The following is a 26,886-nucleotide window of genomic DNA, read 5'->3' as shown; positions in this document are numbered from 1 at the left end:
ATGATAACCATTTGCTTAAATGGCAATTTTTATGTGACACTACTCGCTGTCAGGACGTTAATCCGAGATCTACGCTATGAGTAAAACTCAAGGGAAACATACACAAACCAACAACGCCATAGACCAAGCCTGCTTATGGTTAGCAAGACTATGGGCAGACGACGCCACTGAAAAAGACCATGCAGCCTGTCAGGCCTGGAGACAAGCAGCACCGGAAAATGAATATGCATGGCAGCAAGTACAGCAGCTACAACAGCGCTTTCAGGTGTTACCTGACCCCAAGACCAGCAGCAAACTATTAAGACAACAAAAAACAGTTTCACGCCGTCAATTCTTGACGTATGCCAGTCTAACGCTAGGCACTGGACTCCTCGCTACTGAATATTTTAACTCAAGCCAACGCCATTCAAGAGACTACACTACTCGTAAAGGTGAAATTCTAAAAACTGTATTAGCTGATGGTACCCATCTGTTTCTCAACACCTCTACCCAGGTCGATATAAACTTCAGCGACCAAAAGCGTGAAATACGTCTATATGAGGGAGAAATATACGTTGAAACTGCTCCACACCGCTTACCATTTGCAGTTATTTCACGAGAAGGCACACTTCGCCCACTCGGAACTCGCTTCTCTGTAAGACTAATGCCTCTTTATGACCAACTGGCAGTCTATGAAGGCCGAGTACAAATTCAACACGCACAGTCCAAGGAACAGACTATCATCGAAGCAGGATTCGGGGCTGATTTCACACAATCCAGGCTGTTACAAAACCATACTGCAGATGCTGTAAACATCACCTGGACAACGCAAAAAATAACTGCAACCAATATGCCTTTGACCCAGTTTATCAGTGAAATTTCGCGTTACCACACAGGTAAACTGCGGGTCAGTCCCAAACTGTCAAATCTTACTGTCACAGGCATTTTCTCGTTACAAGACACCACCCGTATCCTTCATCAACTCACTGAAATCCTTCCAGTCAGGCTACAACAAATCACCCCCTACTGGATCACCTTATTACCGATTTAACATTCAACACTGCTGAGAATCCCAAGCCTTGCGTTTATGGATTCAGAGCTCTTGCTCGGTATATAGACAGACCCACCTAGAACCCCTGAATCATCACCATGGTGATCTTACAGTTACAAATAATAATCCAAATCATTTAATTTTTAATTACGGATTTCTGGTTTTCGTTCGGTATAAACCCCATGTGTTAATGAACAGCATCAGGAATTCATCATGTCACAACAACTCTCTTTACGACTTAACGCCGTCTTAATCAGCCTCTCCTTGGCGGGAATTACGCCCTTCTACGCCCAGCCGCTTTCGGCACAAACCATTGCATCAACCGTGCAAAGCTTTAACATCCAGGCAGGCAATTTCGACCAGGTACTGAACCGTTTTGGACTGGAAGCTGGCCTGGAACTTTATCTGGATGGCGCTTTGCTGCAAGGACAGACCAGTCCGGGGCTACAGGGTCAATACACCGCACATGAAGGGTTGCGCGCCCTGCTGGATGGCACCGGGCTCGTAGCCATCCAGCAAGATGATGGTGTTTACCGTATTGGCTCAGCAACAGCCTTACAGCAACAACGCAACCTGGCAAACACTGACAATGCGGATGCTGTACAGCTGGATACGATTAATGTGTTTGGTAGCGGTTTTACCCTCACCCGTGATGAACAAGGTTATAACGATGTCTATGACCGAGACATGTCGACCAGTTATATCGGTAAAACCGAGATTGAACGCTATAAGGGCGCTAACCCTGCGGATTTGTTGCAAGGTATTGCTGGCGTTTTCAGTGGTGATGCGCGCAATAGTGGATCGATGGATCCCAATATCCGCGGTATTCAAGGCCCTGGGCGGGTGCCGCTGACCATTGATGGTACAGAGCAGGCCATTACTGTTTGGCGGGGCTACAACGGTGCCACCAACCGCAACTATATTGATCCAAATCTGCTTGGCAGTATTCAGGTGATTAAGGGGCCAAGTCTGGAACGCAATGTCTACAGTGGTGTGGGTGGCGCTATCGTCGCTAAAACCATTGGGGTTGATGACATTGTTAAACCCGGCGAGGACTTTGGTGCGGAGCTGAAGGTTGAAGGCAGCAGTGGCTCGGTGAGCCCACGTGTGCCGCGCTTATATACAGGGATGGACTATCGCGATATTCCAGGATTTACTCCAGGTATGCTGGGTTCTTTAGGCGATCCAACACTTCGAGTCGAACCCAAAAACAGCCGCGACTACAATCCCTTCTCTGGTAATGATTATGCCTTGCGTCTTGCGGTGGGCAAGCGTCACGAAGACTTTGATGCCATGTTGGCCTATGCCTATCGACAAAAAGGTAATCACTATTCGGGTAAACGCAATGCAGGTTATTACTCAAATGTCTATGATTCGCGCGGTACCACACTGGCCGAGCTCAATCCGCTACGCGGATTGGCCTTAGGGTTTCCCCCTGGCACCGAGGTAATGAATACCTCCAGCGAGATGGAGTCCTGGCTGGGTAAACTGACCTGGAAAATCAGTGATGAAGAGAAGCTGAGTTTTACACTTCGGCACTCAGACAGCCTATATGGCGAGGTGATGCCTTCCCGCATCCAGAGCTCTGGCTATGAATCAGGTTCCGGCAGAATTCAGTGGCCACTGAGTCAGGTGGATGCCAGAGCCTACAGTATGGAATACACCTTAAATCCTGAAAGTAACCGCTGGATAAACTTCTATTCCAATCTATGGCATACCGATACCCGCAGTGACACCTATACCGCAGGTGGTACACCGAACTTTGTTCATCACCCAAGCACGCATCCAGACGATCCGTATATTTTTAACACCGCTCTGCGCAGCCAGGATAACGAGCGTACCGGTATTACCCTTAGCAATAAAATGGCGTTACTGAACTCACTGGACTTGACCCTGGGTGGCAATTGGCAATACGAAAAACTGCGCTCTGCTGGGCTGGAGTATGACCCTGATAGCTGGAATGGTAGCTGGAGTCTACCCCGGGCTGGGCGCAGACAAGAATGGGAAACAAACTTCAATTTTGACTGGCGACCGACTGATCGTCTGAGCTTTTCAGCTGGCGCGCGCTACTCCTCCTACTGGGCGTTTGATGACTATCTGGATCAGCAGCAGAAAGCTGGCAATATGCCAACCAGCGCTACAGCCTATCGAGGGCGTGTTGTTTCCTGGACAAGTGAGGCCGTCTATACCCAAGACGACTGGGATGCTATTTATCAAACCAGTTATGCTCAGAATGTAGAACTTCTTAATGGTCTTGTGGGCGGCATATGGACAGAAGAGCAAATAGCCACTAGAGCACATCAAAGCGCAACACAAGGGGCTAACCAGCAAGTTCAGGTGGGTGAAACATACGACAAACTCTATACCTCGGCATGGTATCACGATGGCAAAGGCAGATACTTTTCGGATGAAAGCCCCTGTACAAATGGTGAGTTAGCGGACGTCGAAAATTGCAGAGTATGGGAGAATTCGGCCATAAGTAGTGCCCCTGATGCCGTCAATGAAAAGCGTGCGGAACTCACTTATGAAGAAGATATCACTGCCAAAACCCAACGAGGGCATGCTTGGACCCCCTTTTTCTCGACCACCTATCAACTAACAGATGCCAGCCGAATCTATTTCCGTTACAGCGAAGCCAAACGCTATCCCAGTATGTTTGAAAGTACCATCGGTTTTTCGGCCAATCAGAACATCTACTACGACATTGAACCAGAACACACCTTTAACTATGAACTGGCCTTTATTCAGGACCTGACACCCTGGATAAAGGCCGAATATGCCGACTTCAAGCTGGCTTACTTTCAACATAAAACCAAAAATGTGATTGAGCGCGATGAACGGTGGACGTTTAGCAATATAGAACAGCAAACCATCCGCGGCATTGAAACACAGGCACGTTATGACTCTGGCCGCTTTTTTGCTGATTTGGGCTTGTCTTATATCTTGGAAAACGAGGTTTGTGACGAACACAGTGCGCAATATGCAAGTAGTCGTCAGAGTATTGTTGGGCAAGCCAGCCTATCTATTGCTCGATGCGTTGAGCAAGGCTTCGGTGGTGGTTATTTGTTAACCCAGGCGATCCCCAGCCTGTCCGGCAATCTGACTTTGGGGGGGCGCTTTTTGGATAGAAAACTGGAGTTGGGCACTCGCCTGACCTACTACAAGGCTCATGAAAATAAAGACCTTGATCGCTGGGTAGAGCACTTCCATGAATTTGGCCTCAATACCCCCTTTACCTGGGATGATCTACTCTTGGTTGATGCCTACGCCAGTTACAAATTTAACGAGAACATGGGCATAGAACTAACAGGCACCAACTTGACTGATCAATATTATGTGGATCCAGTCACTCGCTCAATGATGGCAGCCCCCGGAAGAGTCTTAAAACTAAGTTTAAACATGAATTTTTAGAAAATGATAAATTGGGTAACACGTTACCCAATACAACTTGAGGTGCATGACCTGATTAAGGTTTTTGAATACTAAGCCCAATAGTGAGAATTTTATGCGACAACGTCATCTTAGTGTATTGATCCTGAGCTTATTATTTTTAAGCCTGCAGCCGCATGCCAGTACAACAGACTGGCATGCGTTTCAGTCTCAGGCGACTGAAGCCTATCAACACGGAGACTATCAACAAGCGCAACAGGCGATACAACAGGCCATACGTGTGGCTGAAAAGGCTGATAATGGTGCTGCCTACCAGGCCAGCAGTCTGAATATGCTCGCATATATTTATGCCGCGCAGGGGCAAACTGATCAGGCTTTAGCCGCTATGGCTCAAGCGGTGCAACTGAGCAGGCAGACGTCTGGCGAACATCAGGAACAGCTAGGTCAGTTATTATTCAACCAGGGGCAGCTATTGCAACAGGCCCATCAATTCGAACAGGCCAGACAGGCTTATCAACTGTCGATTGAGCATTACCTCACGCTGATGAATACCGGTGAGGGTAAATTGTGGCAGGCGGTATTGGAACAAGCCCGGATGCTCACCATGGAACACCAGTATGCTGAAGTGGAAAAGCTGATCCGCAATGCCCTGGCAGGCTTCGAGGAGATGGATCAGTATAATCCGCAGCCCGATAGCGCATCGGATAGAGCGGATTTATTGATATTGCTGGCACAGGCGCAAATGGCGCAGCAGCAATATCAACAGGCAATGGCCACATGGCTACAGGCCAAAGACCTGCTACAACAGATGTCACCGCCAAATCATGCGCACATGTTGCAAATACTGGAATCCCTTAATGAACTGGCACTGCACTATCAAATGACTGGGCACCCTCAACAGGCCGAAAGTATGTACCAGCAAGCGCTTGATCTGCTGGATCAGCTGAATATGAGTGAATCAATCGAACAGGCACTGATTCTGGGAAACCTGGCCAGCCTGAAGCTTTCACAAAAAGATAATTCAGCCGCTCTGACTTTATTGGAGCAGAGTCTGCTGCTACATGACCAGCTGAATCAACGGCCGCTGGAAGCATCACAAGTGGCCAGCTATACTGCAACACTGTATTACAACCAGCGTCAATATACACAAGCAGAGCCCCTGTTTTTAAAAGCCTTGGCGTTACTGGACAGTATTCCGGCAGCTGATGAGGATAGTCTGCTGATCGCACTGGATAATCTGGCTGCTCTGTACACAGCCTGGGGAAAGCCTGGTGAGGCAAGACCTTATAGCAACCGATCCAGAACAGTAAAAGACCATACCCGATAAAGACAGTCCTAATGTATTGTTACGGAAGCGGGTATGTCATTCGGTATATAAGGTAACTCTAGGAAATCTACATAGGCAACATAATGATACTAACCGTTCATTCAGACATACAAAGCCCTGTCATCCACCTATGTTGATCATTGCATTTTGGCGTTTACTGGCTCTGTTTTTTGTCGGGCTGGCTTTTATCGGCGCCATCCTGCCTGGCTTGCCTACAACAGTCTTTCTGCTGTCAGCAGTATGGGCCTCCTCCAAAGGCTGGCCAAAACTGCATGACTGGCTTTTGAGGCACCCCCGCTTCGGCCCCTTAATCAGCCAATGGCAAACACATCGTGCCGTTCCCCGTCGGGCAAAGTGGATAGCGGGGCTCAGTATGCTCGCCAGTACTTTCATACTGCTGTACAGTAGCGCTCCCTTATGGGTTAAATGCACGGCACCTACCATCATGATAGTAGTAATGATCTGGCTGGCCAGTCGACCTGAAATGCCAACCACTTGCCCATTGAAAGCTAAAACAAAAATCATCAATCCTGATTAATGCCTGCCATACAGACCTGAAGCGCTTTAGCTACATATTTCTCCACAGAGGAGACCGATACTGACAGGCGCTCCGCAATATCCTTATAGCTTAAATGATCCAGTTGCCTGTATATAAACGCCTGACGCACCTTATCCGGTAAACTGCGCAGCAAAGTATCAATTTCCATGAGCGTTTCTATCATTTGCACATGCGCTTCTGCAGAAAGCGCATGTACTTCAGGAAGGCTTTTCAAGTGCTCTTGATAGGCTATTTCAAATTGCTTTCGTCGATATCGATCAATCAACAGACCTTTGGCAATATGTGTTAGAAAACGTTTCGACTCTACACCAGATGGAATATGGTTACTCTTAAGAACTCGTAAGTAGGTATCATGCACTAGATCAGCCGCATCATCCGAGCACCCAAGACGTCTTTGGATAAAAATGGATAGCCACGTACGGTTTTCAAGGTACAGCTGTTCAACTTGCTCCGCATGCTGTGTACTAATAGCTGTCATGAACCACTACTCCGATAGGCTCTCGCTTAAATGATATTAGTTATCATTATTATTAATATCGAAGCCTGATGCAAGTACTTCTGCTTTTCTGACTCAGTGAAAATCTACTCTGAAATTAACCGTTTCTACATACCTGAGGAATCAGTGGATTAAAAACTCATACTCATTTCATCCCAGCGGTAGACGACTGGAAGACTTGATTTCCCGCAGCGACAAACTGGAGCGGATCGCCGACACACTGGGAAGCCTCCGAAGCGTTTGCTCAACGAAACGACTGTAATCATCCAGATCTTTCGCAACGACCTGGAGCAGAAAATCTGCATCACCAGTCGTGTTATGGCAAGAAAGCACATTATCGGACTGCTGGATAATCTCAACAAATGCCCGGGTAGTGGCTTCGTCATGTTCTGTACAGCTTAACTGGACAAACGCCATCACCCCAAATCCCAACTTGCGGCGGTCCAGATTAGCCTGATAGCTTTCAATATACCCCTCCTCTTCTAACCGCTTCAAACGCCGCCAGCAGGGTGTTTCACTAAGAGAGAGCTGCAGCGCCAGTTTTGCATTCGACAAGCGACCGTCTCGCTGAACCCCCTTGAGTATGTCAAGATCAACTCCATCCAAATCACTCATAGAAAGAATCACTCTATAAACAATATAAAAAAGGCAGACTATTTCTTTTCAAGCAATCTTTCAACCCGGATTCGCAAGGCTATTTCGACGCTGAAACAGTACAATTTTCAATGACCGGTTCAACTGCCAATCAAGAGGACCCAGAGATGAAAGCCGTCGTCTACGAACACTTTTCCAGCACACCTAAAATCATGACAGTAGAAGATCCCACACCGACTCCTGAAGGGGTGGTGATAAAAGTCATGGCCACCGGCGTCTGTCGTAGCGACTGGCACGGCTGGATGGGCCATGACCCAGACATCATCCTGCCTCATGTACCGGGACATGAATTTGCCGGCATCATCGAAGCCACTGGCCGTGACGTACGTCGCTTCAAGGTTGGAGACCGGGTCACCGTGCCCTTTGTGGCAGGCTGTGGCAGTTGCCCGGAATGCCACTCAGGCAACCATCAGGTATGCGGCAGTCAAACCCAGCCAGGATTCACACACTGGGGCTCTTTTGCAGAATACGTGGTCGTGCATCATGCCGACGTTAACCTGGTGCATTTGCCGAAAACCCTGGATTATGCCACCGCAGCGAGCCTGGGCTGTCGGTTTGCAACCTCATTCAGAGCCGTCGTCGACCAGGGCAAGACCTCGGCAGGACAGTGGGTCGCGGTTCATGGCTGTGGTGGCGTAGGACTGTCCGCTGTTATGATCGCCACCGCTGTAGGCGCCAACGTAATCGCGGTCGACATCTCTGAAGGTGCGTTGGCACTCGCTCGATCACTCGGAGCAGTGGCAACAATAAACGCCAGTGAAACGCCCGATGTCAGCGACGCCATTCGGGAAATCACCAAAGGAGGCGCACATGTATCACTGGATGCACTTGGCCATCCGATGACCTGTGTCAATTCGATCAAAAGCCTGCGCAAACTGGGTAAACACATTCAGGTCGGACTGCTACTGGCTGACCAGGCCACACCCGCTATCCCGATGGACAGAGTCATCGCCCACGAACTGGAGATTCTTGGCAGCCATGGCATGCAAGCACACCGATACGATGCCATGCTCGCTATGATCCAGTCCGGCAAGCTCACCCCGGAAAAACTGCTAGGTAAAACGATCAGCCTCGAAGAATCCATCGATGCCCTGACCCGGATGAACGAGCAGAGCTCACCTGGCGTCACGGTTGTTACGCGGTTTTAAGGCTGGGTGACTGAATTCAATACAAAGCTAGGCAAGAAGCAACAGAAAAAACCGAAGCCGGTCACAGCTCTTTGATGATGCAGGTGAAAGCTTCGCTGTAGCCTTTGCAACTTCAACTACCTGAGCTCTTGTGCACTTTCCGCAGACGCGGAAATATGCCATTGTTCACCCAGATCTGAGCCTTAAGTAACGCCAAACAAGTCGCAACACTTTTCCACCGTTATCAAAGGGACACGCATACGAACTGCAGCACACTTACCTAAACTAAAGCGATTAGCTGCTAAGGGGAAGCTTAAATGCGTACCGAAGAAGTCGTTTTTTCATCTGCCGGGACATCCCTTGCTGGCACGCTGACGCTGCCTGCAAATCAGTCGCCCTGCTCATGTGTGGTCATGGTGCACGGAAGTGGCCCACAAGATCGCGACGGGAACATATCTGGATTTAATGTTCGTATCTTTAAGTTATTAGCCGAATATTTTGCCCAAAAGGGTATCGCTGCTCTGCGATATGACAAACGAGGCTGCGCTCAAAGCGGTGGGAGCTTTATAAATTCAGGGCTGAGTGAAATGGTTAATGATGCCTGCTCAGCTATAGACTATGCTGGCGAGCGGATCGAAGTTGATAAAAGATGCATCTACGTACTTGGGCACAGTGAGGGAGCGGTATTAGCACCAGAAATTGGCCTTAAAAGACCAAATCTTGCTGGCCTTATCATGTTGTGCGCAAGCATACGCAGCTTCGAAGAGGATTTCATAAAAAATTCCGAGGTGCTTAATCAGGATTTGGCAAAAGTGACAGGGATAAAAGGGATATTGGCCAGGTGGCTCTTTCATACAAAAGACCCAGCAAAAAGCGTGGCAGATCTCAGACGGAAAGTGGAGAAAACAAATTCCAAGCGGATGTGGATTTCTTTCTCACGCGTTAGTACCAAGTTTTATAGGGAGACATTTAACTACGATATTAAAACGTATTTGAGAGAGAACAAACTCCCAATTTTGGCTATTGGCGGTAGTAAAGATTTTCAGTGCCACCCTGATGACACCCGTCAAATACCATCAATATCGCAAAGTGAAACCACGGTTCATATTATTGAAAACATGGATCATATGCTTCGAACCCAAGAAGAAAACCCCACCTTGCTTAGCTATAAAAACGCAGGGGAAAAACCTATGATGCAAGAAGTAAAAGAGCTGATTAGCAACTGGGTGAGGTCTAAAACTTAGCCAATACAGCACGATTGCAAACTGCATCTACCACATGGATATTGGGCAATATGCCTTCTGACACATGACGCTTACATTTCCTGAAAATACACTTGAATCACTTGAAACAAGATAAGTGATTATCGGAGGCATGAATCCACCTTTCGTACCTGAGGCGTTAGTTGGACCATTCATAGCAACCATACAGAGGGATTTTCAATGAGAATCAGGATCTACGTTATGACATTAGCCGCCATCACCAGCGTCGGCTGTTCCACTATCACCCAGAACGAGAATCAGACTTTGTTGCTCACTGCCAGCTATCAAGGCAACCCAGTTGATGCTGAGTGTCGACTTAAAAATGACAAGGGCGAGTGGCATTCAGAAGCACCAGCAAGCGTAAGTGTGAGGAAATCCAACGAAGGCCTTGAAGTGACCTGCAAGAAAGAAGGAATGCCTGACGGTATATTGAAAGCCATATCACGAGTAGCTGGATCAATGTATGGGAACATCGTCTTTGGTGGTGGCATTGGCGCAATGATCGATCACAGTAAAGGCGTCGGCTACGACTACCCAGATCAATTGCCGGTAAAGATGGGCGAATCTGTTGTAGTTGACAAGAAGCCTAATAAACAAACAACCGCTCAACAAACCGCCCACTAACGCTTGATAGTTATATGCAGGAAGAGAACAACAATGAAAAAAATCATGGCATTAGGCTGTCTATTGTCAGTCATTTTTTCCCAATCAGTGTTCGCTACAGACAGTTGCAGCTGTATAGGCTATTCAGGCCCCGGTGGCCCATGTTATGCGGGCGTTGGTGGTGCATGCTACTCTGGCATTGGCGGCACCGGTATAAACTGCCCAAGCATCTGCACTTCCCAATCAACGTCGACAGTAAAACCTAAAAAATGCATAGGCTATGCTGGCCCCGGTGGTCCATGCTATGCAGGACCAGGAGGCCCCGCGTACGACGGTGTCGGCGGTCCATGTTATGCCGGTGTTGGTGGTGCGTGCTACTCCGGTATTGGTGGGACTGGTATAAACTGTCCTAGCATCTGCCAACAAAAATAATCAAATAGTTATCAGACTCTGATTAGTTTTTGGCGATCGCGCTGACAGATACAAATAAAAATATTAGTGTAGAAAAAACTCTGACACAATCCATAATAATAATCACCTTTTCAATCGCTGATTTTTCTTAATACAGGTTCTAGAGGTCCACGACCAAACAATCTGGCATAACCACCTACAAGCAACATGGAAAGAATACCGATCAAAGCCGAGACAGGTACCAGTGCCAAAAGTCCATACTGATTGAATAATCCTAGCCCGTAGCCACTGAAAACGAAGCCACATGTAACCCCTTGTAAAATATAGGTCGATAGAGAGTTTCGGCCTGCCATCAAAAGCAACAATGGAAAGCTGAAGCGACGAGAAGCAATAATGATCAAATACAGATAGATAGCAGATAACGCTGGCGCCCCCAACCCAATCACAATAAACCCGACAAAACTCAACCATTCAGAAGTGACTGGAATCACTCCGCTCATAGTCATTGCATAGAGCAGATTACAAGGTAATGCGATTGCTAACAGTAGAGGCAGTGACGACCTCAGGGCCAAAAACCCATCGTTTCCCGGCACAAAGAAGTTGGTCTTGGCCGCAGCCAGGCCACAACTAAATGCGCCCAGCGCCAAGGGTCCCTGTAAGAACAATAAAAAGAGAAAGGTCACTGGCCATTCATGCAGCCGCCCCTGTGTCGCCTGAACAAATGAGCCCGCAAGATGATGCCCCTCAACCCCAATATTGATCATATCGCTTTTGAGCAACTCATCAATGACAACTGCCAGTACTGACAAACATGCGAGGCTGACGGGGATCATACTGAACGCAAAATAGATAAGGAAACGTGGAGAGCTCCCCCTTAATAGCCAAAGCAAGACGCCCAACAAAGCATACAGCAACAGGATGTCACCACTGAAGACCAGGACAGCATGCCCAACACCTATCAAAGCCAGCCCCATCAACCGGCGAAAGTAGCGCTCGGAAAACGCCTGACCGGAACGCTCAGCTGTACGTGCCTGAATCGCCATCCCCCATCCAAAAATAAAAGAGAACAGCAGGAAAAACTTAAGTTGAAACAGGCCTTCGACAATGAAGGCACCCAGCATGTCGGGTGCATTGGCTGGCACCATGAATACCGCCTCCACCGGCAATGCCATAAACGGTACGTTGACGATGCAGATTCCTATCAATGCCACCATTCTGATCACATCTACTTCATCATTGCGCTGCCCGTCCATTTCACCACCTTTCCTTTTTTTCATCGTTGACTATCGCTACACACAAGGACAGACTATTTGAAGCACACAGACATCGCATGTGACAAATGTAATGACATTTGCCCTATGCTGGCAGACCCCGATCTATGGAATACTGACCAGATGAATGGACATCAGACTGCCAAATACAAAATATACGACCTTTCCCTGAGCATCATTGCCTGGGCCTTTGTGTTTTCCCTTACCTTTTACCTCTGGGAAATTGATTATCCGGATGTACACAACAGACTCAGTTTCACCCTGCCCAATATCGCTTTGACTGCGACATGTTTCGCACTTTATATCGCTGGGGTAGTCTGGCGAATTTTTTCCCGTCAGATCAATTATCGAGGTCTGATCCTTCAAGCCGCTGGACTGTCTATTCTGCTTTTCTTGTTTCCTAATGGTGTCATTGTCATTCTGGCCATTCTGCTGATTGCGCAACTGAGTGAATATCTTAGCGCGCCGGTAATCCTTGTGGTCGCTGTTGCGACGCCTCTGATCTACTTTCTTCAAATGCCTGCCGAATTTGCCTGGTTCAACATCATCCTGTTTATTCTCCTCAACCTGTTTTCCTTCTATGCATCCAATCGCATGCTGGAGGAGCGCAAGGCCAAGGAAATTAACTCACACCTGCTACGTGAGCTTCGTGCAACACAGAGCCTCCTCCACTCAACCACCCGGCGCGATGAACGCCTGCGCATTGCGCGAGACCTTCATGATGCTCTCGGACATCATCTAACTGCGCTCAGCATTCAACTGGAAGTAGCCAGTCAGATAAGTATGGATAATGCACAACCGCATATCATCAAGGCGCAAAGTATCGCCCAACTCCTGCTCAGTGATGTTCGCGAAGCGGTATTGGATATGCGCAGCAGCAATGAACTGGATCTGCACAGTGCACTCATTGCTCTGACTGATGATCTGGACAACCTGGATCTTCAGGTAGTCATTGAACCTGACCTGGTTGTTTCTGACGCCAGAGCAGCAGAAATACTCTTTCGCTCGGCTCAAGAAGCCATCACCAATGTACTGAAACATAGTCATGCAACACACTGTCGACTGAGCCTGATACGAGATACAGGAGAGTTGCTTCTCACTATTGAAGACAATGGCAGGGTTAAATTCCCTATAAAGCCAGGTAACGGCTTATGTGGAATGAAGGAACGGGTTCGCACATTGGACGGCCGCCTGATCCTGAACACAGACAAAGGCGGACTCAATCTGCAGATCAGAATACCGGAACCCATATGACACATATCAAGATACTATTGGTGGATGACCAGAATCTGATTCGCGAGGGCATCAAGAGCTTGGTTCAGTTAAGGCCAGATATGCATGTCGTTGCAGAAGCAGATGATGGGACAGAGGTGATTTCATTGATTGCCCGCCATCAACCGGATGTACTCTTGCTGGATTTGCAAATGCCCTGTGTTAATGGTCAAGATGTACTACGACAAATGCAGAACAGGAATATAAACACGCCCGTCCTGATCCTTACCACGTTTGATAATCATAACCTGGTACTGGAGTGCATCAAGCTGGGAGCTAAAGGCTATCTCCGCAAGGATGTTAGTTTTAAGGCACTGACCAATGCTATTCTGAGCCTTGCACAGGGCAAAACCTGGTTACAGCCTGCTGTCACCTGTCGAGTCGAAAAAGGCAAAGAGCAGATGGCAACTAACGACATTCTGGTAGTTGAGCAGCTAACCGAGATAGAAACTCAAGTGCTTCGACTGGTAGCAGGAGGCTACTCAAACCAGGAGATCGCAGATGCACTTCACAAATCCGTAGGCACCATTCGAAATCAAGTCTCATCCATACTGAGCAAACTCGATGTGCGCGACAGAACCCGAGCTGTTCTGAAAGCTCTGGAAATTGGTTTGATATAATTGACACTGAGTAAACACTCTCGGATAAAAATTTCGTCACCCTAACTCTTCATTAACTTTAGTTCCTTATCAGCAACAGCTATCAACCGCAGTATTTCACGGGTAGTTATCCTCTCTTGTATAAAAAATTTACGTTATTGATTAAAGCATATCTATGACATTTGACACATGGAGCACATTGTTAAATGCAGTAATCTTCAGACTTAGACAGTACGACATCATGCCATTTTTTATTTTCAAGGAAGTTAGTGCGGTGAAGGATACGCCTTGGCAGGAACAGTTAAAGCTTAATTTTCAGAAAAAAATCTGTAAACACAGCACAGACTAACAAGGGGATAGATAATGAAAAATCACTGGATGTTACTTGCTATCACATCAACAGCTTTATTGGCGATATCAGGCAACTCGCACGCAACAGGTAATTTTGGTATAGGATTGGGAGTCTTTAGTGGCTCAAATGAATACAAAGACATTGATACGAAAAATTATGTATTGCCTGTTATAACTTACGAAAGTGAAAATTTTACGCTGTCTCCAACTCGTGGCGAATATCATTTCCAATTTACCAGCAACATGTGGATCAGCATAATTGGTTCGGCCAGATTACAAGGATATAAAGCCAAGGATAGTGCTGCATTCAAAGGAATGGACGACAGGAAAAACGGTTTTGATTTAGGCGCCAGCATTAACATATACGATCAAGAAATTGGCTTATTGTCTTTAGAATGGCTAACAGATGTAACGGGCAAGTCGAAAGGTGACGAAGTGACAGCAGCTTGGTCATACCCATTTGAAGGAAAGTCACTCGCTATTACACCAAGTATATTTTGGAGGTGGCAAAGTGCTGACTTAGTTAATTACTACTATGGTGTCAAGGAAAAAGAGGTTACATCAAATCGTTCAGTTTATTATCCAAAATCAAACTCAAACGTTGGTGCTGCAATTTCAATTAATTATCCACTATCACAAAGCACTGGCCTGTTTAGTGGAGTTAGCGTTTATTCGCTAGGTAATAAAATAAAGAAGAGTCCATTAGTGGATGATGGCAAAGACCTAGGCTATTCGGCTTCTATTGGCTTAATATACAAATTCTAAGGTTAGCGAGGAGAAGCCCTATGGAACAGATCTATACATCAAAAATTGATACGTGGCTGGCGCTGGTTTTGTTTGGTGCCGTGGCTGCATGTCTCATTGTATTTGTGTTCGCTTTCCGTACCGGAAGCACCTCTGCAATTCTCGTGACATTGCCAGTACTCATTATTGGAGCTGGTTTCCCCGTATGGCTGATGACAGGTACAACCTACACGTTGAGTAGCACGAGTCTCCTGGTGAAGAGTGGGCCATTCAAGTGGCAGGTCCCGATTGAGCAGATCACAAGCATCACGCCAACTTCGAATCCGCTGTCTAGCCCAGCACTTTCTCTGGATCGACTAAGGATTGATTATGGGCGCGGGCAATCAATAATGATCTCGCCAAAGGACAAGGCTCAATTTGTCCAGGATTTGGAGGCCCGTCGTGGGAAAAATCGCTAAGAAAAGCGTTAGTTAGCCCAGCCCTCTCCATGGATCGACTTCGGATTGATTATGGCAGAAGACGATCGATTATGATCTCTCCCAAAAATAAAGGAAGGGCCGATGATGCTGGTGATTTTGATTTCAACATATCTAATCCGATAGGCTCATTAGCAACTTTTGAATGAAAAAATGGAGAAACGATGTCTAACTCAAACATAAACAGCGTGGTCGCAGTTGTCCCTGTCAATGATCAAAGCACAGCCGTTAAGTGGTACAAGAAGTTGATAGGACGATGCGCGGATCTCGTACCGGTCGAAGGTGTCGCCGAATGGCAACTCGCAGAGAACGCTTGGCTTCAGGTTTCCACTGACCCGGAGCGCGCAGGCAGAACAACAGTCGTCATTGGCGTCAACAATATCGACGATCAATGCCGTGCTTGTGCGTTGGCCAATGTGTCATGTGGAGAGATTGTTGAGTACCCGGATGTTATCCGGATGATCGAAGTGACTGATCCGGACGGCAACAAGGTTACATTTGTTCAAGACATTTCTCAAAGGACATAGCATGCCCGTAATGGCTAACAATTCGCTGCTGCGGGAAAATGGGCGCTGGCAAAAGGAGCAACATGAACCAGCGCAGTTCGACACTGAGGAAGTCTTCAGGATGGTAACTGGATAGGTAATCCCCCCGAAGAATCAGAGAGGTTCAATGTCAAGGTTATAGAAACAGAGGTGGAATAACAGTGTGCTAGACAATATCAGTCCAGCAGAGTTTGAGCGCAAATGCGCATAACAGTGTCTACTTTATGTGGGCAGGACCAGACTAAAGATGAAAATTTTTACGGCTACAATCATAGTAGCCTCATTCTTGTGCGGACTCGCGATAATAGCTTCGAGCTACAGTCATACTATTTCAAAGGTAAAGAGAGGAGATGGGTCTCCTATTTATTATTATATGGAATCAGCGAAAAGTGGGCTCAAATCGGACACGCTTCTAGTTGCCTTTCAGGGCTCTGATTGTAATAGCGTAAAGCACAACGATTTCATTAAAGATTTTTCCAAAGGTTCTTGGCCTTCAGCGGATTTACTTTTGATCGAGAAGCCGGGGATTACGCCAAGTCTACCTCATGATATGAGTACAGAAAGGACTGATTGTCCCGTCTACTATCTGCAAAATGATAGCCCGATACAAAGAGTGCAGGACGCCAGGGCCGTCGTGAGTCGTGTGCTAGAAGGCAGGAGGTACAATAATGTGATCGCCCTGGGAGGTAGTGAGGGTGCAACCGTAGCCGCTATGTTTGCTGCGGAAAGCCGCATACCAGATGTTGTCGTTTTGATTAATGGAGGTGGTCGCTGGTTTCTCGAAGATGTGCTTCATAATATAAAATCGACTACCTCGGAACATCAACTTTCGTCAGAGCTGGAAGACTTTAAAGGTTTTGCAGAGCATATTCTAGAAGCAAAACCCTTTGATATTGAAGTAAGCAATCATGGATATGATTGGTGGCGAAGCATGCTAACGATAGATCAGCAGTCCGTTTTAAGTCAGATAAACATGCCGACTTTAGTGGTTCAAGGTGGGAGAGACAAGTCTGTCTCACCTAAAGCGGTCACGGAAATGATCGAAGGACTTCAAAAAGCGGGTAAAGACAATATCGAGTTGCTTGCCTACCCTGAAATGGATCATGGTCTCATCGCGCAAGACGGACAAAGCATGATGCAGAAAGTCACTGGAGATATATTTTTATGGCTAAAGACTTCGCTTCGGCCTGAGCTCAACAAGTCTGTACATTAAACAATATCGCCGTTAAGTATACTGGCGACAGTCGGGAGGGTCGGCTGGTCAGCTTAGTCGATCGCCAGTTCAGCAACTAGCATTCTCCGACCTGTAAGATAAAACTTCTTGGACGAATGGATATGCTGGCCCCGCCCCTAATTCACTGCACTGGAGAGTTATGTTATTTTTAAGGTCACATCTGTGGTGGGTTTTGTTGTTATCCATTGCTTGCGGGGACGCGCTGGCGAGCGCAGATTACTTTCAGCACGGAGATCAAAAGCTAGTAGCCTATTTCCTGACACCTGAAGACCATCAGCAAACTAAAGGCGTGATCATTTTTGTGCACGGTGATGGAGCAATGCCATATGATGCTCACGGGTACTACCAGCCTATCTGGCAGCGACTATCCAGAGCTGGATTTGCAATTTTCAGTTGGAATAAACCAGGAGTTGGAGGTTCGTCGGGTCAGTGGCTGCTTCAGTCTATGGAGGATCGTCAATCGGAAGTGCTAGCAGCCATTGAGCATGTAAAGGCTCGTTATGGTTTTCAGGCAGGACAGATTGGAATCGTTGGGTTTAGTCAGGCAGGTTGGGTAGTACCCAAAATCGCCAAGAACAACCAGGATGTTTGCTTCCTGATTGGCGCCGGCTTTGCTTTAAACTGGATGGAACAAAGCTGGTATCTGACCAATACACGAATGCAATTACAGGGCAGCAGTAGTGCAGAGGTTGACTCAGCTTATCAACGGTATTTAGACGAGCAAGTTTTTTTCAGTCAGTCACCCAATTATCATGATTACCTATCACGCTTTGGTGACAAACGCTCAGCTATATCACGTGAGCGCTTTCAATTTATAGCATTAAATCATCAAGCAGATGCCACTACAGATTACACCGCGATCACACAGCCATTTTTACTGTTACTGGGTGAACAGGATCGGAATGTTGATATTAAGACTACGTACGAGACATTGCAGCACATTACTGCACAACAGAACAACATTCAGATCCAAATAGTTGCCGATGCCACGCATGGACTATTAAAACATCCACAGTTTAACACTCAAACGCCGGGGTTCTGGTGGTGGTTGCGCTTTACTCTGAGCGGGGAAAAGGCTTTTGCTGATGGGGTACTCGATCAAATTGAACACTGGTCAATAAATGCATCTAAACAGTGCAAGCCTCATATCCAACCCAGCTCAATACCACGTAGTACCGCACGAACCCGATCACGGACACCCAGCTTGGAAAGAATACTCGAAACCTGATTCTTCACCGTTCCTTCAGCAGTTCCCAGGGCTAGAGCCACCTCCCGGTTGTTGAGCCCACTGGCCAGCAGACGCAGGATCTCAGTTTCCCGTACAGTCAGTTGGCAAGGCGGATCAAGACAGTCGAAATCGGACACCGTCTGCCGGACGCCCGACAGCACTCGTTCGGTAATCGAGGGGCGAATGGCCGTACCTCCCGCAGCAACATGCCGGATATCATCGGCCAGCCGTTCCAGCGAGATATCCTTAAGCAGAAAGCCGCGAGCTCCTGCACGGATGCCGGAAAGCAGCGCCTCGTCATCATCGAAGGTTGTCAGAAGGATAGTAGCTGGCAATCTCCCCTCCATGCTCAAACGGGTAAGAACATCGATGCCACTCATGACGGGCATGCGGACATCCAGTAGCATCACATCAGGATCTCTGGCAGCAACCAGCGCCATGGCCTCCTCTCCGCTCGCAGCCTCGCCGACTATTTCAATATCGTGCGTAAGTCCCAGCAACCCGGCAATACCACTTCGCACCAGATGCTGATCGTCAACCAGAAGTACCCGGATCATGCTTTTCCACCCTCCATAGGCAGCCATAATTGAACCTGACAACCGACCCCAGGCCGTGCTTCTACCTCCACACTGCCACCGACCTCCTCGACTCTTTCACGTATTCCCGTAAGCCCATTACCTGGCACGATCCTGGTGGCACCACAACCATCATCGACAATACAGACATGAATGTCGTTGGCCTTGCACGCCACGCTGATCTCAACCTTGTGTGCATTGGCATGACGCAGGGTATTGGAAAGCGCCTCCTGTACACAACGGAAGATGACGTGTGCCAGTGCCGGATCACGCACCTGACAGCCTGGATCATAGCGCAACTCAATATGGGGTTCCGGAATCCCGGAGCAAAGCGTCTGCAAACTCCGAGAAAGATTGATCGGCACAGCAAGGAGCTCACGCTCGATCGTCATCCTGACTTCCTGATAGAGCTCCTTGGCAATATCTCGTGCGGTGTATACCGAGGACATCATGCTCTCTGGCTTGCGTATGGCAAGTTCCAGGTGCAGATTCAAAGCCGCCAGGTGATGACCGAGCCCATCGTGCATGTCACGGGAAATGCGCAGGCGTTCGCTGGATCGTGCGCTATCCTCCAGCAGCTGTCGAGTGGCCATGAGCTCGGCATAGGCTTTGGCCAGCCGGTAACGCTGACGACGTTCAGACATGGCCATGAAACCCAGGCAGAAGGCAAACAGCTGCCAAAAGAAAAACATCACAATCGCCATTGCCAGCAAACTGACCAGGTGGATAGCCGGTAATTCGATATCGGCCAGCTCTGCCGCAATGATAACAGCGCCCATCGGGTCCGCTGTCATCAGGATAACACTCCACAACAGTACCTTGAGCAGGGCTTGGGCCAGTAACCAGACAAATGCCTTAGGCAGGGGATAAAGAAAAGGGAGCTGAGCAGCCACGATCAACAGGAGCTCTTCATTAAATATCAGGCCGATGGCTATCTGAACGGTCAGCACTCGGGGTGTTCGACTGTGGCGGTAGGCATAGGGTGCCATCACCATACAAAATGCCACAACGAAGATGACGAATGCAGCCAGCACAAACGCTTCACTGAAAATCAGTGCCGTCACCGCGTCACCAAGCCATTGACGCGCCAAGGTCTCGCCACTGAGCGTGAGAATCATATCGTTTTCTGCAGACAGCGCTTCTCGCATACGGCCCAGGACGTAGATCGCCACACACGCGAGCAGGCAAATAGCGCGAAACAATCCGGTCGGAGAAGCAAAGAAGCGCACAAACGCTTGCCACATCTCAAAGGTCTCATGGCGCCAGTCCGATCTTGATACTCCCGCACTCATCCAACAGTTCTCCTGATGCACTGGCCTGCCTATACCTCCCAGCGACGTAAGGCTGAGGCCATTTTGAACAAGATTATCAGGTTCTGCACTGCCTGACGTATGCAAGAAGTCACACGAGCAGCACCTGACCCATGGGACATGTGGATGCTGCGATAGCTCTCTATTCTGGCATCTCGTCGAGGCCATTCACGTTCAGGTGACCGGCCCACCAGCAAGGAGATAAGTATGCAACGATTTTCGTTACAACGCCCAGCTGCTGTGCTGTCGGGCATCATTCTGTTGAGCATTCCGATGATGAGCCAGGCCGATGGATATATCACACTGGGCACGACCAGTGAAAGCACTCCAGTCATCAGCCTGGGGCTGGATCATACCTTCGAGTTTGAACGCTGGCATCCACAGCTAACACTAAGACTCGGCAGCGGGATATTGCTGCTCCCGGGTGATATTGACGATGATAACGCCGCCTGGACGCTGACCCCAGCCTTGCGATGGAGTTTTGCCGGTGAGCACGGTATGTTCGTTGAGGCTGGAATCGGTATGGCACTTTTTCTTAACACACATCTTGAAAAGCGCCAACTTTCCACCTCTTTTCAGTTCGAAGACCGTTTAGCCCTTGGCATGCCACTGGGCAACGGTGAACTCTCAGTCAGTCTGATCCACTACTCTAACGCAGGTATCAAAAAACCGAATAGTGGTTTCGAAACCCTATCAATTGGCTACCGCCATCCTTTCTGACAGCATGGTGATATCACCAACCAGCCCTTTGGGATCGTGGTGGCCGTTCAGGCCACCACAGCGTGAGGCTAAAACTGCAGTTTTAGATGCAGCATTTCATACAGGCTATCGTTCAACTGCAGGAGCTTGAAACTTCACCTGCAATTGCTACCAGTAACTATCACTCCCAATCTATTATAAATTACAACAAAAAACCATTTTATAACAATCAATTACAAACATAATCAGCATAGGTGCCATAAAAAGTGCCATGCAAATACTCACAGAACCTTTGATCTAACTTATCGAGGGTCGCCTTTCAGCTCACCGTCTACGTTCAAAAGCCCCTCCACCTGCTCTAGGAACGCAATGAGTTCGCCCTGTTTACTAGCACCTTCCGATTGCCATTCCTCCAACGGCCTAACCATGGCAAACCCGCGTGCATCCCATGATAGCTGTTCTAAGTTTTGATCGGTCGCACCGCGCTCACGTAGATAGAACTCACTCCATCTGCCAAAAGCCAGTATCCACAGTGACACTCTAAGCGCGTCGTCCCATCGGGCCCAGTTCGAGGTGCTGGCGAGTGGCTGTTGCACGATCCGCCGTTGCCGCTTCAAGATGTCATTCATCACCATCAGGCTTGCCTCCCGCCGTTCAGGGCTACTATAGGCGAAAAGGAACGAAGCTATATTAGTCGTCTGCCCTTCACGGGCTCGATCAAACAAGCGAGACCGGTTGTTCAATAGTGGTCCCAACATGCTAGCCAGCTCCTGCATCCATATTTCACAGGCATCTTCAGTGGAGGCTCGGTCACTCTGTAGCAAAGGTAAAACCACATCTCGGAATAACCATGGCTCAGCCCACGCTAATTGCCGCATATGGCCTCGCATGGAGTCGATCAAGTGCCGCAGCTCCTCCACAGTGATTGCTTCTGGCAAGATTTTATGCAGCGCTGCAACCAAGTCTTTAAAAATTTCTTCTTTATTCGAATCCATGGCCGCATGGTGAACCATCCAGCCTAGTGCACGCACTCGTTCCCGGCTGGGAAAAGATTCCAGTAACGATAGTACCGAGATAAGTCCATCCTGCGTATCTAACTGCCGCTCAACTGCGTTAAGCCCCAACCAGTGCAGCAAGCCCTGGCCGCTATAAACAAGAGTATCAAGTTGAGTTTTGCTGATATCAAATTCTATCGACAACGAAATTTCGCTAACAATCTGGCTTAATAGAGACAATCTAACAGCTTCGCTCTCATCGGGCTCAACGGGTAGAATCGAAATCTGTTCTTCGGCAATTTTCAGCAAGCAATCTGGCGCGTACCACCACAGAAATCTGATGGCAAAGTATTCAGACCAAGTTAAAGCTGCGTATTTTGTAGGGTGGAATAGTTGCCTTGTGTGATAAGAGCTGCGTAGCAATACTTCGACTGGCATGTGAAAGAACTGCACATCCACAGTGGCCAATTCCTTGCACGTATTGTCATGCACCCGCTCGAACGCAGTTTTAAGGAATTTTTTCAAAAACTCCAGAAAATCGCGTTCGGATTCAAGATATCTTAGCTCCATGTCACCTATGGAAGAATGTGCGAGTACCTCACCCAACACTTCCCATATTGGAGTGAAGTCCTTAAAGTTGATTTCTTGCTTGGCAACACAGTTTTTCAGTCCATCTGTCAACAAGAGGGAGTTATCTCTGAGTAAGCCTAATGCTTCCATCTGCATCCTTAGCTGACCACCACTCAATCCCTTCAGGGAAGTTTCGCCGGACCAAACGCTGAGCACACTGCCTGCCCCAGGCTTTTCGATAAAGCTTAGAGGCTCGTAGCGTCTAGGTGCCGAAGGTGATGCCGTAGAATCGAAGAGAAGCCGCATTGCTGGATTCTCAGCCTCACCGCCAAACTGAGTAGTCTTTGCCTCTCTCACCAACGTGGATTTATACTGCTCTACTTGGAGCAGAACATCTGCTGGGATCGGTGTGATCAGCAAGGGAAAATTTTCTGCCGCTTTTTGAAAGGAATTAGACAAATGAAACCCAGCGACGGGAAGTTCGTCTGCCCCCATGACCAAAACGTAACGATCATGTAGCCGCCCTTCTTTCAGGCCATATATACAAAATTTAATGCGACTTAGTAAATCTCTATTATGCTCACAGCTCGCTATCAGATTGTTGACTCGCCCCGAAATAGGATGTTCACATTCATCTTGAGCATCTTCTTCCCCCTTCGATAGCTTCGGTAGCGACGTAAATACGATATAATCCGAATTCATTGCCGCACAAATCAATACAAGCCCCAGTCCAGCAGTCTCGAAATAAGGATCGAAAATCACGATTTGATGCTGCTGGTACTTGGCCAATAGAGATCTAAACCATTCCACGAACTGCAGTCGCCCTTCGCCATCCCCCATGCTCCATCTCTCGAAAAACATCCCTTCTGACTTAGGCGGATTAAGCCGCGCAAAAAGAGAGGAAAGTTCACGGTTAGCAGTAACCCAAGGGTCCGCCTCCCGCCCACCGATGCGGTTACCAAAGCCCATGATGCCACGGTTAACCGTAAGGGCAGCCTTTACACGATCGGACATACCCGGCCTAGTTGCCTTTTCAAGCCAGTCGAACTTGACGGGACTGCTTCCTGTCCCCACCATGTGCCCCTGAAAATTAATCTCTCGGACATACCCGACCTGCCACCGACAGCAGAGCTCGCCCTGATGAGGACTATCATTTGAGAAGCCAAAAATCTCCAATTCTGTGCTATCGGCCCTCTCTCTCAACTCCTCGCTTACTTGAAACACATATTCAAACACTCCCTCCTCGTCACGATTTGCTGAAGCAATAGTCGAGGAGACGATTTGGCCATCATTTGCGATGCTTAAGCGAAACTGAAATTTCTCAAAGAGCGGCACTTGTATCGGATCAAAGCAAGCGGACAGAGCACGCGGTGAGTCAGTCCATTTTACACTTAGTAAGTTCTGCTCAAGGTCATCCAGGGTAGGAAAGACCAATAATTCTAGATCGCCAAATCGCGTGGCATCTGCTCCACCAAAATCTAAACCAGTTTCCGCATCGAGCTGTTCAACTAATGAAGCAGTTAAGTTAGCACTGTATTCCCCGTTCAACAGAAATAATGCTTTTTTATTCGCTTGGGTAATGGAAGCGCTGAAAGCACCAGCTGCACTATGTGGGCTAGAAAGTGACCGGCGCTCGTGCGCATCTCGATTGAGTAGATAAGCGACAGGGCGATAGACCAAGTTATCGGTCACAAGAGTAGTAGATCCGAACTGCTTTCTTAACTTTTCCGGACATTCAAGCCCCAGCGTCTTATTTATTGCTGAAATAGACTGCCCAGCACTGAATTGCCTTAAAAGTTCCGCACAGTGGATGCTGTCTATATATAGGTTAAGACGAGTAATCTTTACCTTAATGTTTCCGAAGACAAGGTGGTTGTCGTTGTTGCTGAAGGACCAACCGTTGCTAGAATGACTGTATGGGAGTATGCGACCATAGACTACACGCATTTCAGTCGACTGCTCAGATTTAATCTGCAAGACCCATAGCTGAAGCGCACAAGCGCGATTTTGGTTAGAAAAAAGGCGCTCCAGTCGTCTATCGCCTAAGAGATCATCTAGTGTAGAAGCCATCGAATTCTGCGAACTCCCTTCAAAATTGATATTGCACGACATTACGCGCAACTCTGATCCTCTGTCATAGTTTTGGCGGCCCCCGCCGCCTAAACCCAGATATAGAAATATCTATATTGTAGTGAACCCCGCTTCTTCATAGCAGTATTTTCGGATTAACGGGGCGAAAGCTCGGATAGTGCGGCCTTCATTCAAATCGTTGTTCGCGCTTTTCATCCTCCTGTTGCTCGTACAGTTTTTCATGCTTGATCCACTTAACCAGTTCTTCAGACACCAATCCAGCCGCCGCAGCGATTTCTGGACTCTTATGTTCTACTAATCTTTTAATCGCATCAACTCTCTGCTGCACCACGCTCACTCGGCTACCAGAACAAGATAAAGGTGCGGTTCGCTTGGCGAACACTTCAAGAACGGCCTCTGGCTCAGGAGCAGATTCCAAAAGCCGGATCGCTGATTCCGACATCGTAACTATCCCTTGATCTCCATCCTTTGACCAAAGGTTGATACCCGCTGCAACACAAGCCCATACCCTGGTATCGGTTCTGGAGCGGCACCACTCAATCAAAACATCCATATCGATTGCGGTTAGCGGAGATCGACACGAATCATCGTGCTCAATAAAAAACAGTCTTCTCTGCTGTTCCTCTTCAGTGCCCTCAAAAACACGATTGAGAAATGCTTCTGGCATTAATGCGGCGGTCGTTGCGATGGCACTTTCAAACGCATGGATATAGCCATAGTGCTCATGAATTACAGCGAAGATTGTATCCAGCCACTCCAGCTTTTCTACTTCGTTGCCATCAAAACGTAACGCGGCAGCGATAACGCACTCCACCTTATAATCCATAGATCCATCAGAGCCACGATGATCTCTTTGGATTCTCTGGATTGCTGCTCTTAGGCCGACCAGACGAAGGGCTGAGCCAAGTGTATCTATAGCTTCATCTTTGCCATGTAGCTTCATGCTTAGGGCATCTAAAACCACATCATCACCGTTTGGCTTACTCAGAAGTCGCTGAGCAAGATCAAGAACACGGGCTTCAGGCAAACCAGCATAAGTGTCCCGCCACAAGATGGGTTCATACATCCACACAGGAGTATCTGGGTCATCCAGAAGTGCCATACAGCGATCCAGATCGGTTTCTGTAAACGCCCGCCGTGGATGTAAACCAACTAATACGCGTCGAAGTTCAGGGTGCTGTGCACACTGGTCGAGTAGCGCTTGGGCTAGCTCTGGATCAACAGAATCCACTTCCTCGATAAAACCGCCAAAGACTTCAAAGCTCTTGCTGTCTTCCTGGCACTGCTCCAGCAGCTTAACAAGCTGTTGCCAGTCGGCTCGCAGGTCATGCGCGCCTTTGGCTAATCCTTTCCCGAATGCGACCCGGTGCGGCATCCAGTCGTTGACAAACAGACTAGATTCCAACGCCTTTAGGTCATAATCTGAAGCAGCAAAGTCCTCTCCTAGTCGGAGTGCCTTGGTTTCAAGTCGTACCTGGGCTTCTTCATACTTGCTGGTGTCGTTATGATCGAAGTCAGTATCTAGCACCCAATAATCTTGGCCCTTACTCAGCACATAGGTCATGATTGTTGGAATCAGGTCTTTTGGCTTAAGCTCCTTCTCCAATACAGCAAGGATATCCGGTAACGGTTCAGCATCACCTCTATCTTTACGTCTGGTGTGGTCAAAATAGATCGTTGAGCGGATGGCTTTCCAACCTTCACCCCAGGGGCGGTAAGCATGTAGCTTATGAGCCGCATCGACGAGCTTATCCCTCATCGCTTTTTGGCGCCACATTCCTCTAAACCTCTCTGCCAAGATCAGTCGTGCTGGAGTCTCAAGATTGGTATTTGCAGAAGTTCCTAAGCGTACGGCAATGTCGATGAAGGCACTGCGCCATTCCACAAGTTCTTTATGGCTGGGTTGAAATCCAAAGTCTCTTGGTCGAGCACCAAACTCGTGTATCCCTGACCCTCTCCATGATGAGCCATAGAGGGCAGTCGAAAGCATTTTGAAGCCTAGCGCCCTGCGTCCAGCCTTGTCTGATAAAAGGCACTCATTCATGATTGTAGTGGCATAGTTAATTT

General features: G+C 48.0%; 22 protein-coding genes and 1 pseudogene. 16 read left to right on the top strand and 7 right to left on the bottom strand.

All coding sequences use genetic code 11. The annotated features are described in order from the left end of the window. The first annotated feature begins 76 nt into the window (after positions 1-76). From ADINL_RS02465 to ADINL_RS16175, 4 genes are all read left to right on the top strand, one after another. A complete protein-coding gene (locus ADINL_RS02465) occupies positions 77-1,030 on the top strand; it encodes a FecR domain-containing protein (RefSeq protein ID WP_051632495.1) in 954 nt (317 codons plus the stop codon). Positions 1,031-1,243: 213 nt separating this feature from the next. After that, positions 1,244-4,441 (top strand): TonB-dependent receptor, encoded by a 3,198-nt coding sequence (locus ADINL_RS02460; protein WP_036543624.1) that lies wholly within the window; start codon positions 1,244-1,246, stop codon positions 4,439-4,441. A 94-nt stretch (positions 4,442-4,535) separates the two neighbouring features. Beyond that, the gene (locus ADINL_RS02455) at positions 4,536-5,747 is read left to right on the top strand and encodes a tetratricopeptide repeat protein (protein ID WP_036543621.1); all 1,212 of its coding nucleotides are present in this window, start codon (positions 4,536-4,538) and stop codon (positions 5,745-5,747) included. A 130-nt stretch (positions 5,748-5,877) separates the two neighbouring features. Further along, positions 5,878-6,285 carry a YbaN family protein gene (locus tag ADINL_RS16175; RefSeq protein ID WP_084154358.1) on the top strand — a complete coding sequence of 136 codons (408 nt, stop codon included), beginning with the start codon at positions 5,878-5,880 and terminating at the stop codon, positions 6,283-6,285. Here ADINL_RS16175 and ADINL_RS02445 read toward each other — a convergent pair. Together ADINL_RS02445 and ADINL_RS02440 are read right to left on the bottom strand one after the other, a co-directional pair. Next, positions 6,272-6,784 (bottom strand): sigma-70 family RNA polymerase sigma factor, encoded by a 513-nt coding sequence (locus ADINL_RS02445; protein ID WP_036543615.1) that lies wholly within the window; start codon positions 6,782-6,784, stop codon positions 6,272-6,274. The two genes, ADINL_RS16175 and ADINL_RS02445, sit on opposite strands and share 14 nt — an antisense overlap. Positions 6,785-6,952: 168 nt before the next feature. Further along, positions 6,953-7,417, bottom strand: coding sequence for an Lrp/AsnC family transcriptional regulator (locus tag ADINL_RS02440; RefSeq protein WP_036543613.1), 465 nt, complete (start codon positions 7,415-7,417; stop codon positions 6,953-6,955). 146 nt (positions 7,418-7,563) lie between these two features. Between ADINL_RS02440 and ADINL_RS02435 the strand changes: the two genes are divergently transcribed. The 3 genes from ADINL_RS02435 (at position 7,564) to ADINL_RS02425 (ending at position 10,469) form a co-directional block, all read left to right on the top strand. Further along, positions 7,564-8,604, top strand: coding sequence for a zinc-dependent alcohol dehydrogenase family protein (locus ADINL_RS02435; RefSeq protein WP_036543611.1), 1,041 nt, complete (start codon positions 7,564-7,566; stop codon positions 8,602-8,604). Positions 8,605-8,900: 296 nt separating this feature from the next. Next, entirely contained in the window at positions 8,901-9,827 is a 927-nt protein-coding gene (locus ADINL_RS02430) for an alpha/beta hydrolase family protein (RefSeq protein WP_036543609.1), read from the top strand. Between the two features lie 219 nt (positions 9,828-10,046). Further along, complete coding sequence (locus ADINL_RS02425) at positions 10,047-10,469, top strand: hypothetical protein (RefSeq protein ID WP_084154357.1); 423 nt, start codon at positions 10,047-10,049, stop codon at positions 10,467-10,469. 521 nt (positions 10,470-10,990) lie between these two features. Here the strand turns inward: ADINL_RS02425 and ADINL_RS02420 are convergent. Continuing rightward, entirely contained in the window at positions 10,991-12,136 is a 1,146-nt protein-coding gene (locus ADINL_RS02420) for a DUF418 domain-containing protein (protein ID WP_084154356.1), read from the bottom strand. A gap of 81 nt (positions 12,137-12,217) precedes the next feature. Here ADINL_RS02420 and ADINL_RS15820 point away from each other — a divergent pair, with 81 nt between their 5' ends. The 8 genes from ADINL_RS15820 to ADINL_RS16165 all read left to right on the top strand — a co-directional run bounded on the left by ADINL_RS15820 (position 12,218) and on the right by ADINL_RS16165 (position 18,579). Next, positions 12,218-13,384: a sensor histidine kinase gene (locus tag ADINL_RS15820; RefSeq protein WP_084154355.1), complete on the top strand. Its 1,167-nt coding sequence runs from the start codon at positions 12,218-12,220 to the stop codon at positions 13,382-13,384. After that, complete coding sequence (locus ADINL_RS02410; RefSeq protein WP_036543602.1) at positions 13,381-14,022, top strand: response regulator; 642 nt, start codon at positions 13,381-13,383, stop codon at positions 14,020-14,022. Before ADINL_RS15820 ends, ADINL_RS02410 begins: the two co-directional genes overlap by 4 nt. Before the next feature lie 342 nt (positions 14,023-14,364). Further along, positions 14,365-15,117 (top strand): MipA/OmpV family protein, encoded by a 753-nt coding sequence (locus tag ADINL_RS02405; protein WP_036543600.1) that lies wholly within the window; start codon positions 14,365-14,367, stop codon positions 15,115-15,117. 20 nt (positions 15,118-15,137) lie between these two features. Beyond that, positions 15,138-15,554 (top strand): PH domain-containing protein, encoded by a 417-nt coding sequence (locus ADINL_RS02400; RefSeq protein ID WP_036543597.1) that lies wholly within the window; start codon positions 15,138-15,140, stop codon positions 15,552-15,554. Continuing rightward, on the top strand, positions 15,479-15,721 hold the full coding sequence (locus ADINL_RS16850) for a PH domain-containing protein (RefSeq protein ID WP_420835588.1): 243 nt from the start codon (positions 15,479-15,481) through the stop codon (positions 15,719-15,721). The genes ADINL_RS02400 and ADINL_RS16850 overlap by 76 nt, the downstream gene beginning before the upstream one ends. A 15-nt stretch (positions 15,722-15,736) precedes the next feature. Next, positions 15,737-16,099: a VOC family protein gene (locus ADINL_RS02395; RefSeq protein WP_036543594.1), complete on the top strand. Its 363-nt coding sequence runs from the start codon at positions 15,737-15,739 to the stop codon at positions 16,097-16,099. Positions 16,100-16,364: 265 nt separating this feature from the next. Then, on the top strand, positions 16,365-17,330 hold the full coding sequence (locus tag ADINL_RS02390) for an alpha/beta hydrolase family protein (protein WP_036543591.1): 966 nt from the start codon (positions 16,365-16,367) through the stop codon (positions 17,328-17,330). A 160-nt stretch (positions 17,331-17,490) separates the two neighbouring features. Beyond that, positions 17,491-18,579: an alpha/beta hydrolase family protein gene (locus ADINL_RS16165; RefSeq protein ID WP_084154353.1), complete on the top strand. Its 1,089-nt coding sequence runs from the start codon at positions 17,491-17,493 to the stop codon at positions 18,577-18,579. Here the strand turns inward: ADINL_RS16165 and ADINL_RS02385 are convergent. Both ADINL_RS02385 and ADINL_RS02380 read right to left on the bottom strand, forming a co-directional pair. After that, positions 18,495-19,136, bottom strand: a complete 642-nt coding sequence (locus ADINL_RS02385; protein ID WP_036543589.1) for a response regulator — start codon at positions 19,134-19,136, stop codon at positions 18,495-18,497. The two genes, ADINL_RS16165 and ADINL_RS02385, sit on opposite strands and share 85 nt — an antisense overlap. Next, a complete protein-coding gene (locus ADINL_RS02380; protein ID WP_051632493.1) occupies positions 19,133-20,446 on the bottom strand; it encodes a sensor histidine kinase in 1,314 nt (437 codons plus the stop codon). The genes ADINL_RS02385 and ADINL_RS02380 overlap by 4 nt, the downstream gene beginning before the upstream one ends. 225 nt (positions 20,447-20,671) lie before the next feature. On the opposite strand from ADINL_RS02380, the gene ADINL_RS02375 reads away from it, so the two are divergent. After that, on the top strand, positions 20,672-21,184 hold the full coding sequence (locus ADINL_RS02375) for an acyloxyacyl hydrolase (RefSeq protein WP_051632492.1): 513 nt from the start codon (positions 20,672-20,674) through the stop codon (positions 21,182-21,184). Between the two features lie 281 nt (positions 21,185-21,465). Here ADINL_RS02375 and ADINL_RS02370 read toward each other — a convergent pair whose 3' ends face one another. Together ADINL_RS02370 and ADINL_RS02365 are read right to left on the bottom strand one after the other, a co-directional pair. Next, the gene (locus tag ADINL_RS02370; protein ID WP_036543903.1) at positions 21,466-24,798 is read right to left on the bottom strand and encodes a VPA1262 family protein; all 3,333 of its coding nucleotides are present in this window, start codon (positions 24,796-24,798) and stop codon (positions 21,466-21,468) included. A 187-nt stretch (positions 24,799-24,985) separates the two neighbouring features. Further along, positions 24,986-26,886: pseudogene (locus tag ADINL_RS02365) on the bottom strand (hypothetical protein); the annotation flags it as partial.

The organism is Nitrincola lacisaponensis, from assembly GCF_000691225.1.
Lineage (GTDB): Bacteria > Pseudomonadota > Gammaproteobacteria > Pseudomonadales > Balneatricaceae > Nitrincola > Nitrincola lacisaponensis.
This window is presented reverse-complemented; position numbering and strand designations above follow the sequence as displayed.